Annotated in this window: 13 protein-coding genes; 5 read left to right on the top strand and 8 right to left on the bottom strand. The window is 61.7% G+C overall.

The genetic code is table 11. From position 1 onward, the window contains the following. Positions 1 to 108: 108 nt before the first annotated feature. The 3 genes from lpxO to fdx all read left to right on the top strand — a co-directional run bounded on the left by lpxO (position 109) and on the right by fdx (position 1,891). Positions 109 to 1,008 (top strand): lipid A hydroxylase LpxO, encoded by a 900-nt coding sequence (lpxO, locus tag ACP7DE_RS04750; RefSeq protein ID WP_426070988.1) that lies wholly within the window; start codon positions 109 to 111, stop codon positions 1,006 to 1,008. A 90-nt stretch (positions 1,009 to 1,098) separates the two neighbouring features. Continuing rightward, positions 1,099 to 1,497 (top strand): DUF6331 family protein, encoded by a 399-nt coding sequence (locus ACP7DE_RS04745; protein ID WP_426070987.1) that lies wholly within the window; start codon positions 1,099 to 1,101, stop codon positions 1,495 to 1,497. Positions 1,498 to 1,558: 61 nt separating this feature from the next. Further along, positions 1,559 to 1,891, top strand: coding sequence for an ISC system 2Fe-2S type ferredoxin (gene fdx / locus ACP7DE_RS04740; protein ID WP_426070986.1), 333 nt, complete (start codon positions 1,559 to 1,561; stop codon positions 1,889 to 1,891). Positions 1,892 to 1,924: 33 nt separating this feature from the next. Here the strand turns inward: fdx and ACP7DE_RS04735 are convergent, their stop codons facing one another. Next, positions 1,925 to 3,967 carry a M13 family metallopeptidase gene (locus ACP7DE_RS04735; RefSeq protein WP_426070985.1) on the bottom strand — a complete coding sequence of 681 codons (2,043 nt, stop codon included), beginning with the start codon at positions 3,965 to 3,967 and terminating at the stop codon, positions 1,925 to 1,927. Between the two features lie 119 nt (positions 3,968 to 4,086). Then, the gene (locus ACP7DE_RS04730) at positions 4,087 to 4,860 is read right to left on the bottom strand and encodes a hypothetical protein (RefSeq protein WP_426070984.1); all 774 of its coding nucleotides are present in this window, start codon (positions 4,858 to 4,860) and stop codon (positions 4,087 to 4,089) included. Positions 4,861 to 5,027: 167 nt separating this feature from the next. Here ACP7DE_RS04730 and ACP7DE_RS04725 point away from each other — a divergent pair, with 167 nt between their 5' ends. Beyond that, positions 5,028 to 5,264, top strand: a complete 237-nt coding sequence (locus ACP7DE_RS04725) for a DUF7661 family protein (RefSeq protein ID WP_426071364.1) — start codon at positions 5,028 to 5,030, stop codon at positions 5,262 to 5,264. A gap of 1 nt (position 5,265) precedes the next feature. On the opposite strand, the gene ACP7DE_RS04720 is transcribed toward ACP7DE_RS04725, so the two are convergent. From ACP7DE_RS04720 to ACP7DE_RS04695, 6 genes are all read right to left on the bottom strand, one after another. Further along, positions 5,266 to 5,835 (bottom strand): DUF1439 domain-containing protein, encoded by a 570-nt coding sequence (locus tag ACP7DE_RS04720; RefSeq protein WP_426070983.1) that lies wholly within the window; start codon positions 5,833 to 5,835, stop codon positions 5,266 to 5,268. Between the two features lie 212 nt (positions 5,836 to 6,047). Next, a complete protein-coding gene (locus ACP7DE_RS04715; RefSeq protein WP_426070982.1) occupies positions 6,048 to 7,001 on the bottom strand; it encodes a hypothetical protein in 954 nt (317 codons plus the stop codon). 35 nt (positions 7,002 to 7,036) lie between these two features. After that, the gene (locus ACP7DE_RS04710) at positions 7,037 to 7,480 is read right to left on the bottom strand and encodes a hemerythrin domain-containing protein (protein ID WP_426070981.1); all 444 of its coding nucleotides are present in this window, start codon (positions 7,478 to 7,480) and stop codon (positions 7,037 to 7,039) included. A 105-nt stretch (positions 7,481 to 7,585) separates the two neighbouring features. Next, on the bottom strand, positions 7,586 to 8,941 hold the full coding sequence (gene prsR / locus ACP7DE_RS04705; protein WP_426070980.1) for a PEP-CTERM-box response regulator transcription factor: 1,356 nt from the start codon (positions 8,939 to 8,941) through the stop codon (positions 7,586 to 7,588). A gap of 20 nt (positions 8,942 to 8,961) precedes the next feature. Continuing rightward, a complete protein-coding gene (prsK, locus tag ACP7DE_RS04700) occupies positions 8,962 to 11,013 on the bottom strand; it encodes an XrtA/PEP-CTERM system histidine kinase PrsK (protein ID WP_426070979.1) in 2,052 nt (683 codons plus the stop codon). Beyond that, a complete protein-coding gene (locus ACP7DE_RS04695) occupies positions 11,010 to 12,398 on the bottom strand; it encodes a TIGR03013 family XrtA/PEP-CTERM system glycosyltransferase (protein ID WP_426070978.1) in 1,389 nt (462 codons plus the stop codon). Before ACP7DE_RS04695 ends, prsK begins: the two co-directional genes overlap by 4 nt. 203 nt (positions 12,399 to 12,601) lie before the next feature. Here ACP7DE_RS04695 and nadB point away from each other — a divergent pair, with 203 nt between their 5' ends. Continuing rightward, positions 12,602 to 14,215 (top strand): L-aspartate oxidase, encoded by a 1,614-nt coding sequence (gene nadB / locus ACP7DE_RS04690; RefSeq protein ID WP_353657322.1) that lies wholly within the window; start codon positions 12,602 to 12,604, stop codon positions 14,213 to 14,215. Positions 14,216 to 14,218 lie beyond the last annotated feature (3 nt).

Here is a 14,218-nt window from a genome sequence, read left to right as displayed (position 1 = left end):
AAGGCAGCTGGCGCGGGCGCGCCGCTTCATCTTTCCTTCAGCGTGGGACGGGGTGGCGGTGGCATTAACTGGTTATAATTGCCCCATTCTTAAAAAACGAGGTTGTGTATGAAGTGGGCCTTGCTGGGCATTTTTGTGTTTTCTGTTTTACATATTCATTTTCGTGGCAAGGTACGCCTGCCGTTTCGCCGCCAGATCTTCGATCACTCCTCGTTCATGGCGCCGCTGAACCTGTTCATGCACACCTTTTCCAAGGTGCCGGCCACACCCTATCTTTCCGTCGATCAATTTCCGGAACTGGCGCCGCTGCAGCAGAACTGGCAAATCATCCGCGATGAAGCGCTGCGCATGCAGGAAATGAAAAAGATCAAGGCGGCTGAAAAAAACAATGACGTGGGCTTCAATTCCTTCTTCAAGTATGGCTGGAAGCGTTTCTACCTGAAATGGTATGACGCGAACCACCCGTCGGCACAGCAAATGTGTCCGCAAACCTATGCGCTGCTGCAATCGATTCCCTCGATCAAGGCCGCCATGTTTGCGGAACTGCCGCAAGGCGGCAAACTCAACCCGCACCGCGACCCGTTCGCCGGCTCGCTGCGCTACCACCTGGGCTTGCAGACGCCGAACGACGACCGCTGCTTCATCGACGTCGATGGCGAACGCCACAGCTGGCGCGACGGCCAGGCCGTGATGTTCGATGAAACATATATCCACTGGGCACGCAACGATGCCGATAGCGACCGCATCATCCTGTTCTGCGACATCGAACGCCCGATGCGCTACCGCTGGGCGCAAGGCCTGAACCGCTGGCTGGGCCGCACCCTGATGACGGCCGCCGCCTCGCCCAACGAACTGGGCGACCAGGTAGGCGGCGTGAGTAAACTGTTCCAGATTTCCTGGACCATGGGCCAGTACCGCCGCCGTTTCAAGGCGTGGAACAAGACGGCGTACCAGGTCACCCGCGTGGTGCTCGTCGTGGGCGTCGTCGCGCTGATCTACTTTATCTAGTTGACGCAGTGTCTCCCGCATAAGAAAACCGCCTTCGGGCGGTTTTTTTTATAATGCGATGCCACTCACTTTGAATGCACAACCTGAAAAATGACTGAACGCGACCGCCAATACGATATCCAGATTGCCGATGATGCATGGATTGAATTCATCGACATTGCAGGGCGCTATGAGCGAGCCACCGACATCGATGCCCTGCTGGGTGAGCTGTGGCCGCTGATTTACCGGCTGGAAACGCATTGCGTGGCCGGCTGTTGCGGCATGGATGCCTACGACTTTACGCACGAAGGCATAGCCACGGCGCTGCTGGAACTTGATCGCTCGCAACTGCATGCCGCCTGCGCAGCGGCCAAGGAGGCCGTGGCGGCGGCCGCCAGCGATGTATTCACGAGTGCCACGATGAATCACGTGGCGGATAAACGCGTATTCCTGCAATTGCTCGATCATCTGGACAAGTGCATCGTCGCACAGGATCGCGCAGGGGCTTGACCTTGCCAAGGCGGGAAGGTCCACGGTGACGGTATTGAAGGATAACCGAGGAGAATCCCGCATGCCAAAAATCACCGTCCTGCCCCATCCCGAGCTGGCCCCCGATGGCGCCGTCTTCGAGGCGCCGGAAACAATCAGCATTTGCGAGGCCTTGCTGCGCAATCAGATAGCCATGGAACACGCTTGCGGCCAGGTGGGCGCCTGTTCCACCTGCCACGTGGTCGTGGTGCAGGGTTTCGATTCGCTCAACGCACTGGGCGACAATGAAGAAGACATGCTCGACCAGGCCTGGGGCTTGCAGCCCCACTCGCGCCTGTCCTGCCAGGCACGCCTGGCCCACGAAGATCTGACCTTGGAACTGCCCAGGTACACGCTCAACCACGCCAAGGAATAATCCCCGGCGCGGATGCCCAACCGCCCTACTTGCTTACCACATGATCACGCGCTGCTCGGGCGGCAGATACATCGGGTCGCCCGGCTTGATGCCGAACGCCTCGTAGAAGCCCGGTTGGTTTTTCACCGTGCCCTTGGCGCGGAATTCGCCCGGCGAATGGGGATCGCTCTTGATCTGCGCGATCGCCGCCTCGGGACGCAATTTCGCGCGCCATTTCTGCGCAAAGCCGATGTACAGGCGCTGTTCGCCCGTCAGGCCGTCCAGCACAGGCGACGGCTTGCCACCGAGCGAACGCTGGTACGCCTTGTAGGTGATCGACAGGCCGGAATTGTCGCCGATGTTCTCACCCAGGGTCAGCTCGCCATTGATGTGATAGCCCGGCACGGGGCTGTAGGCGCCATATTGCTTGACCAGCCCGGCGGCCAGCGCCTTGAAGGCCGTGCGGTCCTCTGCCGTCCACCAGTTGCGCAAGCGGCCCTTTGCGTCATATTGACTGCCGGAATCGTCGAAGGCATGGCTGATTTCATGGCCGAAAGTGATGCCCAGCAAGCCATAATTGACGGCATCTTCCGCTTTCACATTGAAGAATGGCGGCTGCAGGATGGCGGCCGGGATGGTGATGGCGTTGAGAGCCGGGCTGTAGCTGGCGTTGACGGTTTGCGGCGTCATCGACCACTCATCGCGGTCGACGGGTTTGCCCAGCTTGTCCAGGTTTTGCTGGCGGCTCCAGGCGCGCGAGGCGCGCACGTTGGCGATCAGGTCGTTCGGCTGCGTCCGCATGCTGCTGTAGTCGCGCCAGGTATCCGGGTACGCGATCTTCGGTTTCAAGGCTGCCAGCTTGAGCTGGGCTTCCTTCTTGGTTTCCGGACCCATCCAGTCGAGCTGTTCGATGCCATCCTTGAACGAAGCGACGAAATTGTCGAACATGGCCATCACGCGGGGCCGGGTTTCCGGCGGCAAATACATTTCCACGTAACGCTTGCCGACGGCATCGCTGATGGCGTTGTCCGTGAAGCGCAGCGCCAGTTGCCACTGCGGTTCGCTTTGCGGCACGCCGCGCAGCACCGTGCCGTCGAAGGCGAAACGCTCCTTGACGCTAGCGCTGTCCAGGTAGGAGGCATAGCTTTCGATGATGCGCCAGTTCAGATAGCTCTTCCACGATGCCAGAGGAATCGCCGCCACGGTCTCGGAAAAACCTTTGATGAAGCTGGGCTGGCGCACCACCGCCGAGGTTTCCTTTTTCGCCAGGCCGGCGGCGGCAAAGTAAGCGTTCCAGTCGAAGGCCGGCGCCAGTGCCGTGAATTGGTCGAAACCGACGCGGTTGTACGACTTGACGGGGTCGCGCATCTGCACGCGCGTCCACTGCGCTGCCGCCAGGCGCGTCTCGATATCGAGGATTTGCGCCGAATGTTCGGCGGCGGCCTGGTCGCCACTCATGGTCAGCATGGTCTCAATGTGCTTGAGGTATTTGGCGCGCACGGCTTGCAGCTTGGCGTCGTCATCCTTCAGGTAGTAATCGCGGTCAGGCAAGCCCAGGCCGGACTGGCTGATATTGACCGTGTAGCGCTCGGGGTCTTGCGCATCGGGCGCCACATAAGCGGAAAACGGCGTGGCGATACCATTGCCTTGCAGGTAAGCGAACAGCGCCGGCAAGTCTTTCTTGTCTTTCACGCTAGCAACTCGGGCCAGCTCGGCGCGCAGGGGCTTGAAGCCGGCCGCGTTGCGCGCCTTGTCGTTCATGAAACTCGTGTACAGATCGGCGATCTTGTGCGCCTCGCTGCCGGGCTTGCCGGGATTCTTGACGGTGGCGTCGATCAGGCCGCGCAGCTGGCCTTGCGCGATTTCACGCAATTCGATATACGTGCCCCAGACGGATTTGTCGGCCGGAATGTCCGTATTGCGGGTCCAGACGCCGTTGACGTAGCCGTAGAAATCATCCTTGGGGCTGACCGCGGGGTCCAGGGTTTTCAGGTCGATGCCGGAAACCGGTGCGGCAGCGCCTTGCTGGGCGTACAGTGACGGCGTGGATAAGGAGAGCAAGGCGCAGCAGGCGGCGCTGATGAGTGAGCGTTTCACGAAGATTCCTTTAATTGTTTTAACTTCATGTTGGAGAACATGCTGTGTCCAGGCATGCGAGGCAGGATTATAGTCGGCCTGCCTGCGGGACAACAATGACGGTTGAACAATTTCAGAAATCAGCGGATCAGGAGATCAAACAGGTCCAAGCCTTTTTTATCCTGATTTTTCAGCATGTCTGCAAGCGAACCCGGCGTTGGCCCGCCATTGCCGGCCGCATGATTGAAATAGTTAAAATCGAGCTTGATCTTGTCTTCCAGGTCGCTCGCATAATTGGCGGGATATTGCGACTGTTCCAGCTGCGGCAATGTATTGAAATGCGCGAGCACCGACTTGAAGAAATTGGTCATCTTGCCGGTGGCATTGTATTCCTGCATGGCTTGCGCCAAGACCTGGGTGCGCCAGGCCTCTTCTTCCTGATATGCCTGCGTAAAGGCGGCGCGCCGCTCGTTGATGGTGAATGTCCCGCTGTCATCGTTCGAAATGGCGGCCAATTGCTCGCGCGACAAGCCAGCGAATGGATTGGGCCCCTTCCTGTCGACAAACGCCGTGGCGGCGGCGGCCGACTTTGCCGCTGCCGCGTCATTCGGTTGCGGCACCTGCTTTGCGGCGGCCGCCTTGTGTTCGGCGTCCAGCGGATACAGGATGTCGGTGGTATTGTCATTCACCCAGGCACCCAGCGTGGCGTGGTCGTAGCCCCGGATGGTGGTGCTGGTGGCCGTCGAGGCCGCCAACAGACGCCCGGCCAGGGTCGAGATCACGACATCGTCCGCCACGGCCCCAGGACCGGCTGGCGCTGCCGGGGCCTGCGCCTTGTCCGACGATAAGGTCTTCTTGCCTTCTGCGCCAGACAGTGCCCCAGGCTGGATTCCTGTCGTGATTATATTCATCATCGCCCGCCCCAAGCTAAGTAAATGTTACTATAGCACAATAAATATCCAAGATATGCAGAGGGAATTCACGGGGGTTTTCTCTCCAGCGATGACGTTCGAGCTCATGCGACAGCTATTCCAGCCGGGTGTCCTATCTCTTTGCCTATCTCTTTAACTGGAGCAGCTTGATGCAGGAATTCCGATTCAATGTTTTCGGCACGCTCATTGCCATCCGGGGGAACCAGGGCGCCTGGCGCGCATTCTATCTTGGCGCAGAAGGCAAGCGCCGGCCTGCCGATTTCATTATTCCGGACGATATTGGCGCCGATGCGCTGTGCGAATACCTGGCTGACCTGTTCCATGAAGAGGCGACACCGCGCAATAACACAGCAACGCAAATCAGCTCGTCTGCGTTCGTGACCTAGCCTATTTCACCGGCTCGAACGTCACGGTCAGCCCATTCCCGGTGGTCCTGATCTGCGTGGGCACGAATTGCACGCCCGCATAGCGCAGCTCTTCGGGCTTGAACGTGTAGATCGGTGTTTCATGCATGAGCTGGTCGGCCACCAGGCTGGCCACCTTGGCGAACTGGCGCTGCTGCGCTTCATCCATGCCGTCGATGCCCACCTTGTCCACGCTCGCTTCGCTCAGGTAGACGGCGTTGCGCTGGGCGTCGAGCACCAGGCGGCCCGACATGGCCAGACTGCCGCGCCAACTCTGGCGGATAAACGGCGGCAAGACGCTGGCGTCCACGCTGAGGGCGACTCTTTCGCGCTCGGGCTGCAAGGACAGTTGCGGGTGGGTCAGTTTTACGTCCAGCACGGACAACACCCGTTTATCGATGGGAAAGCGCCGCTCCAGGCCTTGCTGCATCTTGCTCAGCGACACATTCACATCGCGCGGGCCGATCAGGGTGGAGCACGAAGCCAGCGCAGCACAAGCAAAAGCGGCGATGGCGGCGGTTTTCAGCAAGGGACGGATGGCGGTGACATTCATGGATAGTCTCGGTGGAAAGATGGCGCCATCTTACACATGCACCCGCGTCAACACAAACGGCGCCCGCTTACGGCGGGCACCGTTTTTTACGTCGACGTCTTAATGCACGAACAGGGCAATCAGTATGATGATGGGCAATGGAATGCCCAGCAGCAGCAAGAGGATGGAACGCATGGCACTCTCCTAGATTGAATGGTAGATTAAATGATGGATTAAATGGTCACATGGCGCAGCACGCGCTCATGGTCGCGCTGGCGACCGCCGAACGTTGCCGCCAGGCTGGCAACGAAAGCGCCCAGTAGCAAGGCGACGAACATCCACAAGGCGGTGTGGGCACCGGCCTTGCGGGCCGTGTCGGCCGCTTGCTGGGCGGCCGCCTTGGTATCGGCGGCGGCCTTAGCGGCGCGTGCGTAGACGGCGTCGACGCGCGCTTCGGCTTCAGCTTGCGTCAAGCCCGTGCGGCTGGCCACGATCTGGCCCAGGTAAGCGCGGTCATCGGCGGCCAGGCTGCCCGTGGACAGGCCCGTGGCGAAGATCTTGCCGATTTCCAGGCGCTGGTCGGCGAACGTGACGCCAGCAGATGTTGGCGCTGGCGTGCCGGCGGTAGCAGCAGGGGCGGATGCGGGCGCGGCGCGCAGCAGCATGTCCGAGAAATAATCGAGCGCATTGGCGCTACTGCCACCCTCGCCCGCCTTGGCGCCAGCCGAGTTCCCGGCAACTGCGGCGCCCGCTGCTGCTGCGGGTGCAACGGCCGCCGCCACGCCGCTGCCAGCATCGATGGCGCCGCTGAGCACGGCGCGCGTGCCGCCGGCCAGCACGGCCACGGTGATCAGAGTCGCCACGGCCCAGGCCAGCAAGCCGTGCGCCGTATCGCGGAAATGCACTTCATCCGTGTGGATGCTACCCCATTTTACGCGCAGCCGGCCCGCCATGTAGCCGCCGATGCCGGACGCGGCCAGTTGCATGAAGGCCAGCCAGGCGATGGTCGACACGCCGATGGCTGTGGCATTAAACGACCACGGCGAGACGGACGACAGGCCCAGGCCCACACCGAGGATCAGCAAGATGAAGGACAAGGCGGCCGCTGCGGCAGCGCCCGCCAGCACGGCGCCCCAGGAGACGCCCGGATTGTTCAGGTCCGACACGGACAATTGTGTAGCTTGCATGGAAGACTCCCTTGGTTGTTGATTTTTTAAACCGGTCAGGCGGCCAAGCCCTTCAGCTGTTCCTTGCGCGCGGCCATTTCCCGGCCCAGCGCATCGAGGTCGACGGCCGTATGCCGCACCTTGGGAAACATGTCGCTCTCTTCTTCCTTGACGTGGTGTTCGATCTGCTCGGACAGTACCTTGACCTTGGCGTCGTACAGGTCGTCGGCGGGGTCCATCGCTTCGATTTGCGCAATGAGTTCCTTCGCGCTCGCGTGCTCGACGACGGCTTCATCCATCAAATCGCTGTCGTGGATGGGGCGACGCACGGCCGGGTAGAAAATCTCTTCTTCCAGCTGCGTGTGCACGGTCAATTCCTGGCAAATCTGGTCGGCCAGCTTTTTCTTGGTGGCAAATGAGCGGTCGCTCAAGCCTTCATACTGGGCAAACAGGGCCTTCACGGCCTTATGGTCCTGCATTAATAAACTGATCGCGTTCATGGAGCCTCCTTGTTGTGGATGAGGCAAGGATGCGCCACGGCGGCGCCAGTGTATGTGCGACGCCTTACATAAAATTGATATTTAATCTATATCAGTATCCTGCGCCTACTTGATGCCGTGGTGGCCCATCAGGTCGTACAGGGTGGGCCGGCTCACGCCCAGCAACTCGGCCGCGCGGGCGATATTCCCGTCGGCCCGCGCCAGCGCGCGCACCATGACCTTGTATTCGGCCGCTTCGCGGGCCTGGCGCAGGTTCAGCGGCTCATCCTGTGGCACCGCCTGTGCGCTGGCGGGCAAGCCCAGGTCGTCGGCCGCGATCTGCGGTCCGTCGCACATGATGACGGCCCGCCTGATGCAGTTTTCCACCTCGCGCACATTGCCGGGCCAGCCGTAGCTTTCGATCAGCTGCAGCGCGCCTGCGCTGAAATGCAAGCTGCCGCGCCCTTCGCTGGCGCAGAACTTGTTCTTGAAATGGTGGGCCAGCAAGGCGCAATCGCCGGCCCGTTCGCGCAGGGGCGGAATGCGTAAGACGATTTCGCTGAGCCGATAAAACAGGTCTTCGCGGAAACGTCCCTTTTCCGCCAGCACCTTTAAGTCCTGGTGCGTGGCGCAGACGATGCGCACGTCGACGGCGATCTCGGTGCGCCCGCCGACACGCTCGATGACCCGCTCCTGCAGGAAGCGCAGCAATTTCGCCTGCAGCGCCAGCGGCATGTCGCCGACCTCGTCAAGAAAGAAAGTACCGCCGTGTGCCAGTTCGATCTTGCCCAGGGTTTGCCGCGCCGCGCCCGTAAATGCCCCCCGCTCATAGCCGAAGAGCTCGCTTTCCAGCAAGTTTTCGGGAATCGCCGCGCAGTTGATGGCAACGAAGCGCTGCGCGTGGCGGCTGGAAAGCGTATGCAAGCCCCGCGCAATCAGCTCCTTGCCGCTGCCCGAGTCGCCCAGCAGCATCACGCTGGCCGACGAGGGCGCGACTTTTTCCGCGCTGCGGCACAGTTTCAGCATGCCCGGGTCGCGGCTGATGATGCCGGCCAGCGGCGAGTCCGCCTGCGTCTGCAACATGCGGCGGTTTTCCTGCTGCATGGCGTGCAGGTAGAACGCGCGCGCGATGACCAGGCCCAGCATGTCGGCCTCGAACGGTTTCTGGTGAAAATCGTAGGCGCCCAGCGCAATGGCCTTTAACGCATGTGCCCGCTCCTGGTTGCCCGAGAGGATGATGACCTTGGTGTCCGGCGCCAGCGCAAGGATGTGCTGCAAGGTAGCCAGGCCTTCCGTGGCGCCGTCCGGGTCGGGCGGCAAGCCCAGGTCCATCGTCACCACGGCCGGCTGATGGCGCCGCACCAGCGCCAGCGCGGCCTCGCGCTCGCCCGCCAGCAAGACCTCATAGCCGTCGAAACTCCAGTGCAGCTGCTTTTGCAGGCCGGGATCGTCTTCGATGACCAGCAGTTTTTGCTTGCCCATGGCACTCCTTTTGCTAGGTGCTAGGCCGCGTGCAGCGGCAGGATCACGCGAAACGTGGTGCCGACGTCGGGTTCGCTGCGCACTTCCAGGCTGCCGCCCACTTCGCGCAGGTATTCGCGGCTTTCGAACACGCCGATGCCCATGCCTGCCGTCTTGGTTGTGTCGAACGGTTTGAACAGGCGTTCGCGAATGAATTGCTCGCTCATGCCCTGCCCCGTATCGTCGAGTTCGACCACGGCCGTGTGCTGCTCGCGCCGCAGCCGCACGGCCACCTTGCCATCGCTGCCCGTGGCCTCAATGGCGTTCTGGATCAAATGGCCCAGCACGCGCTCCAGGCGCGCGCGGTTAGCCAGCACCGTCAGCTCGCCATCGACGATTTCCAGCCGGGGCGCCGGCGCCAGGCTGGCCTTGGCGGCCACGGCCTGGCGCAGCAAGCCATCGAGCAGCAGCGGCGCCGGCGCTTCCGGCGCCTCGCCGCGCGCCAACTTCTGCAGCAAGGTCTTCATTTTCTGCACGGAATGGTCGAGGGTGCCCAGCATGTCTTCCTGGAAGGCGGGATTGGCACGGTGCTTTTCGGCATTGCTTAATAGCAAGGACAGCTGGAACACCAGGTTTTTGAGGTCGTGCACGATGAACGTGGACATGCGGTTGAACGAGTCGAACTGGCGCGACACCGTCAGGGTATCGAGCGATTCGCGGTGCGCCAGGTAGCTGGCGGCCTGGCTGCCGGCAATTTTCAACACGTCGCGGATTTCCCAGTTCAAGCCGATACGCGTGCGGGGCCGCGCCAGCGCGACAAAGGCGAACAGTTGGCCATGCAGCATCAAGGGCACCAGCAGCCACACTTGCGGCAGCGCCAGCAGCGCAGGCGGCAGCAGCAAGCCGCCATACTGGCGCGGGTTTTGCTGGCAGTCAGGCACGTCGATCACCCATAGCCTTTCTTCCAGGAACTGGCACAGGCTGCCTGCCGCAGGCTCGCTCCACGTGCTGGGCGGCCAGTTCCAGCTGGCGGCAGGGACAAACTGCCCCTGTTCGCGCAAGATCCACAGCGCGCCGGCGCGGCTTTCCACCAGCTGCGCCATGGCCTGTATCGTGCGTTCGCCCAAGGCCGGGCCATCTTCGGACAGCGCCCGCGTAAACCTGAGCCATTCCTCGCGGTAATCAAAGATGGCATTGTAAAAATGTTTATTGATCGTCACCTTGAGCTTGGCGCGCAGGCTGCCGGAAAACAGCACGCCCGCCAGCAGCAGGGCTGCGCCACCCAGGTAAGCCATCTGCATCAAGGAACCCCAGGTGCCGCCGAAATAGCGCAAGTAATAGGCGCTGGCCGCCATGGCCAGTAAATAGATGGCCGAACCCAGCAAGGCGGCCGAGCGATACAGCATCTGGCGCGAGACGGACAGGCCCAGCGCCCAGCCTGGATTGCGCGCCGCCGAGACGGCCAGCAGCGGCGCGCACAGGGCGTCGACGATGCCGCGCGCGGCCCAGATATCGTCGTTGATCGCGCGAAACAGCAAGGCGTCGCTGTACAGATAGAAATCATAGGCAAACAGGCCGCCCACGCCCAGGCAGGCAAACTTGATGCCCCAGCGTTTCAAGGGCGGCGTATTGCGATACCACTGTTCCACCAGCAGCATGCCCAGCACGGCCAGCAGCAAACGGCAGACACTGGCGATGAGACGCGCAGGCAAAGGCAGCGCCAGCCACAAGGAAGCCATCGAGAACAGCCAGGGCGCCAGCGCCGTGAGGGCGATGCCTACCAACACCAGGCGCAAGCGGGGCCGCGACGGTTCGATCAGCAGCAGCAAAAAGACCAGCCAGGCCAGCGTGCGCAGTAGTTCCAGCGCATCGCCGACCAGCGCGATGCGCTGCCCCAGCAGCACCAGCACCACCGTGCCCGTGGCCCAGCTCCCCGTCGCCAGGCAAGCGACCAGCAAGGCGCGCACGTTTTGCCGCGCGCGCCAGTTGCTGATGAGCAGTAGTGCCAGCACGAAAAAGGCCAGCGACGCCAGGCCATGGCTGAGGGCCGCCGCGTCGGCCGCCGCCAGCCAATCCGACTGCGCCCCCATCATCGGCTGCCCTTGCCAAACAGCACCACCTGCACCGTGTCGAGCAGGATCAGCAAGTCGAGGAAGAGGCTATTGTTTTTCACATAATACAAATCGTATTGCAGCTTCTTCACGGCATCGTCGACGGAGGCGCCATACTGATAACGCACCTGCGCCAGGCCCGTGATGCCCGGTTTGATGCTGTGACGAATGTTGTAGTAAGGCACCTGCTGCTTCAGTTGCTCGACAAAATACGCGCGCTCGGGGCGTGGCCCGACAAAACTCATCTCGCCGCGAAATACATTGAGCATCTGCGGTAACTCGTCGATGCGCAGCTTGCGGATCAGATTACCCACCCGCGTGATGCGCGCATCGTTGCTCAGCGCCCAGATGGGCTTGCCGTCGCGCTCCGCATCGCTGCGCATGCTGCGAAATTTCAGCACGTTAAAAGGCAAGCCATCGCGCCCTACCCGCTCCTGCTGGTAAAACACGGGGCCGCCGTCTTCCAGTCGGATGCACAGCGCCGTCACCAGCATCACGGGCAGCGCCGCCAGGCAGATGATGCCGCTGGCCGCCAGGTCGAACAAACGCTTCGAGGCGGCGCGGAAAAAACTCTGGTCGAAGCCGCCGCCATAGATCAGATAGCTGGGTTGCAATGAGTCGATGCGGATCTGGCACGCTTCGCGCTCGAAAAACGTGGCTGCATCGATCACTTTGACGCCGCCCAGCGCGCATTCCAGTAGTTGCTTGGCAGGAAACGCGCCATTGCGACGGTCGCTGACGGACACGACGATCTCATGCGCAGCATGGCGCTGGGCCATGGCCAGCAGCGACGGTTCGGCCGGCAGCAAGGCCGAGGCCGGTACGCAGCATTGCTCGCCAGCCACATCGATGCAGCCGACCACCGTAAACTGGTGGAAACCGATCTTGCTGGCTGCCAAGTCCATGCAATCGCGCGCCAGCGCCCCGCCGCCCACCAGGATCAGCCGGCCTTCCATCAGCGCCGATTGCGAGGATTTGAATACCACCAGGCGCGCCAGCAGCACGCCGATCGCGCCCAGGCCGAAGATCAGCACGCTGCCGCGTCCGAAATGCAAGGACGGGACGAAACGGATCAAGACGCTGAGCACAGCAAAACCCAGCGCGAACGACGGCAAGATGCGCAGCAAGGTGTTGCGGATGTCTTCGCGCGAGCGGTGCTGGTACATGCCCAGCGCACTCATGCTGAACACAATGACCAGTGCAAAGATCGCCGACGACAGATAGACCTCGCCCACCAGCAGCACGCGGCTGCCGTCCGCCAGCCACAGCATCGATGTCAGGGTGGCCGACAGCAGCAGGATCAGAATTTCCAGCAACAGCAGGATAAATGCTGTTTTCGAGACATAATGGCTGAAGATGCGGATCATGGTTCCTCCTGCAGCAAAAAGCATCAGGCCGCGCACAGGGCGGCTTGCTGCTGTCTTACCATGATGGCGAACTGTTCCAGCAGGACATTGATGCGCCACAAGCTACGTCCCCAGCTATCTTTCGCCGGCAGAATTTATCTCAACACATTACCGAATGAGGGGAAATGGCATATAGTATGCTTCCCCTAAAAGAGATAAATGTCATGAAATTTGATGTAGCGATTGTCGGCAGTGGCCTGGCGGGTTTATCGGTTGCACTGCATTTAGCTGAGACGCGCACTGTCGCGATCATTTCCAAACGCGCGCTGCTCGATGGTGCCAGCAACTGGGCGCAGGGCGGGATCGCGGCCGTGCTGGACTCGGGCGACAGCCACCAGCAACATATCGAAGATACCCTGATCGCCGGCGGCGGCCTGTGCGACGAGAGCGCCACGCGCTATATCGTCGAGCACGGCCGCGAAGCCATCGAATGGCTGATCGAGCAAGGCGTGCCGTTTACGCGCGACGCCACAGCCGAACTGGGTTTTCATTTGACCCGCGAAGGCGGACACAGCCAGCGCCGCATCATCCACGCGGCCGATGCCACCGGGCACGCCGTGCAAGTGACGCTGGAAGAAAAGGTGCGCGCCCACCCCAACATCAGCCTGTTCGAACACCATTGCGCCATTGACCTGATCACCTCCGACAAGCTGGGCATGAAGCCGACCCAGCGCAACGCCCAGCCCCATTGCCACGGCCTGTACGTGCAGGATGAACAAACGGGCAAGGTGCACACCTTTGCCGCCGAGCACACCGTGCTGGCCACGGGCGGCGCGGGCAAGGTGTATTTATATACCACCAACCCGGACACGGCCAGCGGCGACGGCATCGCCATGGCCTGGCGCGCCGGCTGCCGTGTGTCGAACATGGAATTCATCCAGTTCCATCCCACTTGCCTGTACCACCCTTACGCGAAATCGTTCCTGATCACCGAAGCCATCCGTGGCGAAGGCGGCTTGCTGAAACTGCCGCCTGAAGCGGGCGCGGCAGCGGGCACGCGCTTCATGCTGGCCCACGATGAGCGGGCCGAACTGGCACCGCGCGACGTGGTGGCGCGCGCCATCGACTTCGAGATCAAGAAGCGGGGCCTCGACTACGTGCACCTGGACATCAGCCACAAGCCGGCCGCATTCCTCATCGAACACTTCCCCACCATCTACGCGCGCTGTTTGGAACTGGGCATCGACATCACCAAGCAGCCGATCCCCATCGTGCCGGCCGCCCATTACACGTGCGGCGGCGTAGTGACGGACTTATCCGGTCGCGCCGACTTGCCGGGTCTGTATGCGGTCGGCGAGACGGCCTGCACGGGCTTGCATGGCGCGAACCGCCTGGCGTCGAATTCCTTGCTGGAATGTATCGTCATCGGCCGCGCCTGCGCGCAAGATATCGAAAGCAAGGAAAAGCTGGGTACGCCGTATCTGCCCGACTGGGATGAAAGCCGCGTCACCGATGCGGATGAAGAAGTGGTGATTTCCCACAATTGGGACGAGCTGCGCCGCTTCATGTGGAATTATGTGGGCATCGTGCGCACGACCAAGCGCCTGGAGCGGGCCCAGCACCGCATCGCCCTCTTGAAGGAAGAAATCGACGAGTACTACCGCAACTTCCGCATCACCCACGATTTGCTGGAGCTGCGCAATCTGGTCGACGTGGCCTCGATGATCGTCAACAGCGCCCTGTCGCGCCGCGAAAGCCGCGGCTTGCACTTCAGCCGCGATTATCCGGAGACCTTGCCGAAGGCGATAGCCAGTGTGCTGACGCCGCCGCATAGGTAGGCG

Origin of the sequence: Janthinobacterium sp. DSP2-3-3, assembly GCF_049897325.1 — a bacterium.
Taxonomy (GTDB): Bacteria; Pseudomonadota; Gammaproteobacteria; order Burkholderiales; family Burkholderiaceae_D; genus Janthinobacterium.
Note: the sequence above shows the minus strand (reverse complement) of the source record. Positions and strands in the feature narration are given on the sequence as shown.

What these genes read in the sequence shown, in the direction of transcription:
- lpxO (WP_426070988.1), top strand. Translation starts at nt 109, where the DNA reads ATGAAGTGGGCCTTGCTGGGCATTTTTGTGTTTTCTGTTTTACATATT.
- ACP7DE_RS04745 (WP_426070987.1), top strand. Translation starts at nt 1,099, where the DNA reads ATGACTGAACGCGACCGCCAATACGATATCCAGATTGCCGATGATGCA.
- fdx (WP_426070986.1), top strand. Translation starts at nt 1,559, where the DNA reads ATGCCAAAAATCACCGTCCTGCCCCATCCCGAGCTGGCCCCCGATGGC.
- ACP7DE_RS04730 (WP_426070984.1), bottom strand. Translation starts at nt 4,860, where the DNA reads ATGATGAATATAATCACGACAGGAATCCAGCCTGGGGCACTGTCTGGC.
- ACP7DE_RS04725 (WP_426071364.1), top strand. Translation starts at nt 5,028, where the DNA reads ATGCAGGAATTCCGATTCAATGTTTTCGGCACGCTCATTGCCATCCGG.
- ACP7DE_RS04720 (WP_426070983.1), bottom strand. Translation starts at nt 5,835, where the DNA reads ATGAATGTCACCGCCATCCGTCCCTTGCTGAAAACCGCCGCCATCGCC.
- ACP7DE_RS04715 (WP_426070982.1), bottom strand. Translation starts at nt 7,001, where the DNA reads ATGCAAGCTACACAATTGTCCGTGTCGGACCTGAACAATCCGGGCGTC.
- ACP7DE_RS04710 (WP_426070981.1), bottom strand. Translation starts at nt 7,480, where the DNA reads ATGAACGCGATCAGTTTATTAATGCAGGACCATAAGGCCGTGAAGGCC.
- prsR (WP_426070980.1), bottom strand. Translation starts at nt 8,941, where the DNA reads ATGGGCAAGCAAAAACTGCTGGTCATCGAAGACGATCCCGGCCTGCAA.
- prsK (WP_426070979.1), bottom strand. Translation starts at nt 11,013, where the DNA reads ATGATGGGGGCGCAGTCGGATTGGCTGGCGGCGGCCGACGCGGCGGCC.
- ACP7DE_RS04695 (WP_426070978.1), bottom strand. Translation starts at nt 12,398, where the DNA reads ATGATCCGCATCTTCAGCCATTATGTCTCGAAAACAGCATTTATCCTG.
- nadB (WP_353657322.1), top strand. Translation starts at nt 12,602, where the DNA reads ATGAAATTTGATGTAGCGATTGTCGGCAGTGGCCTGGCGGGTTTATCG.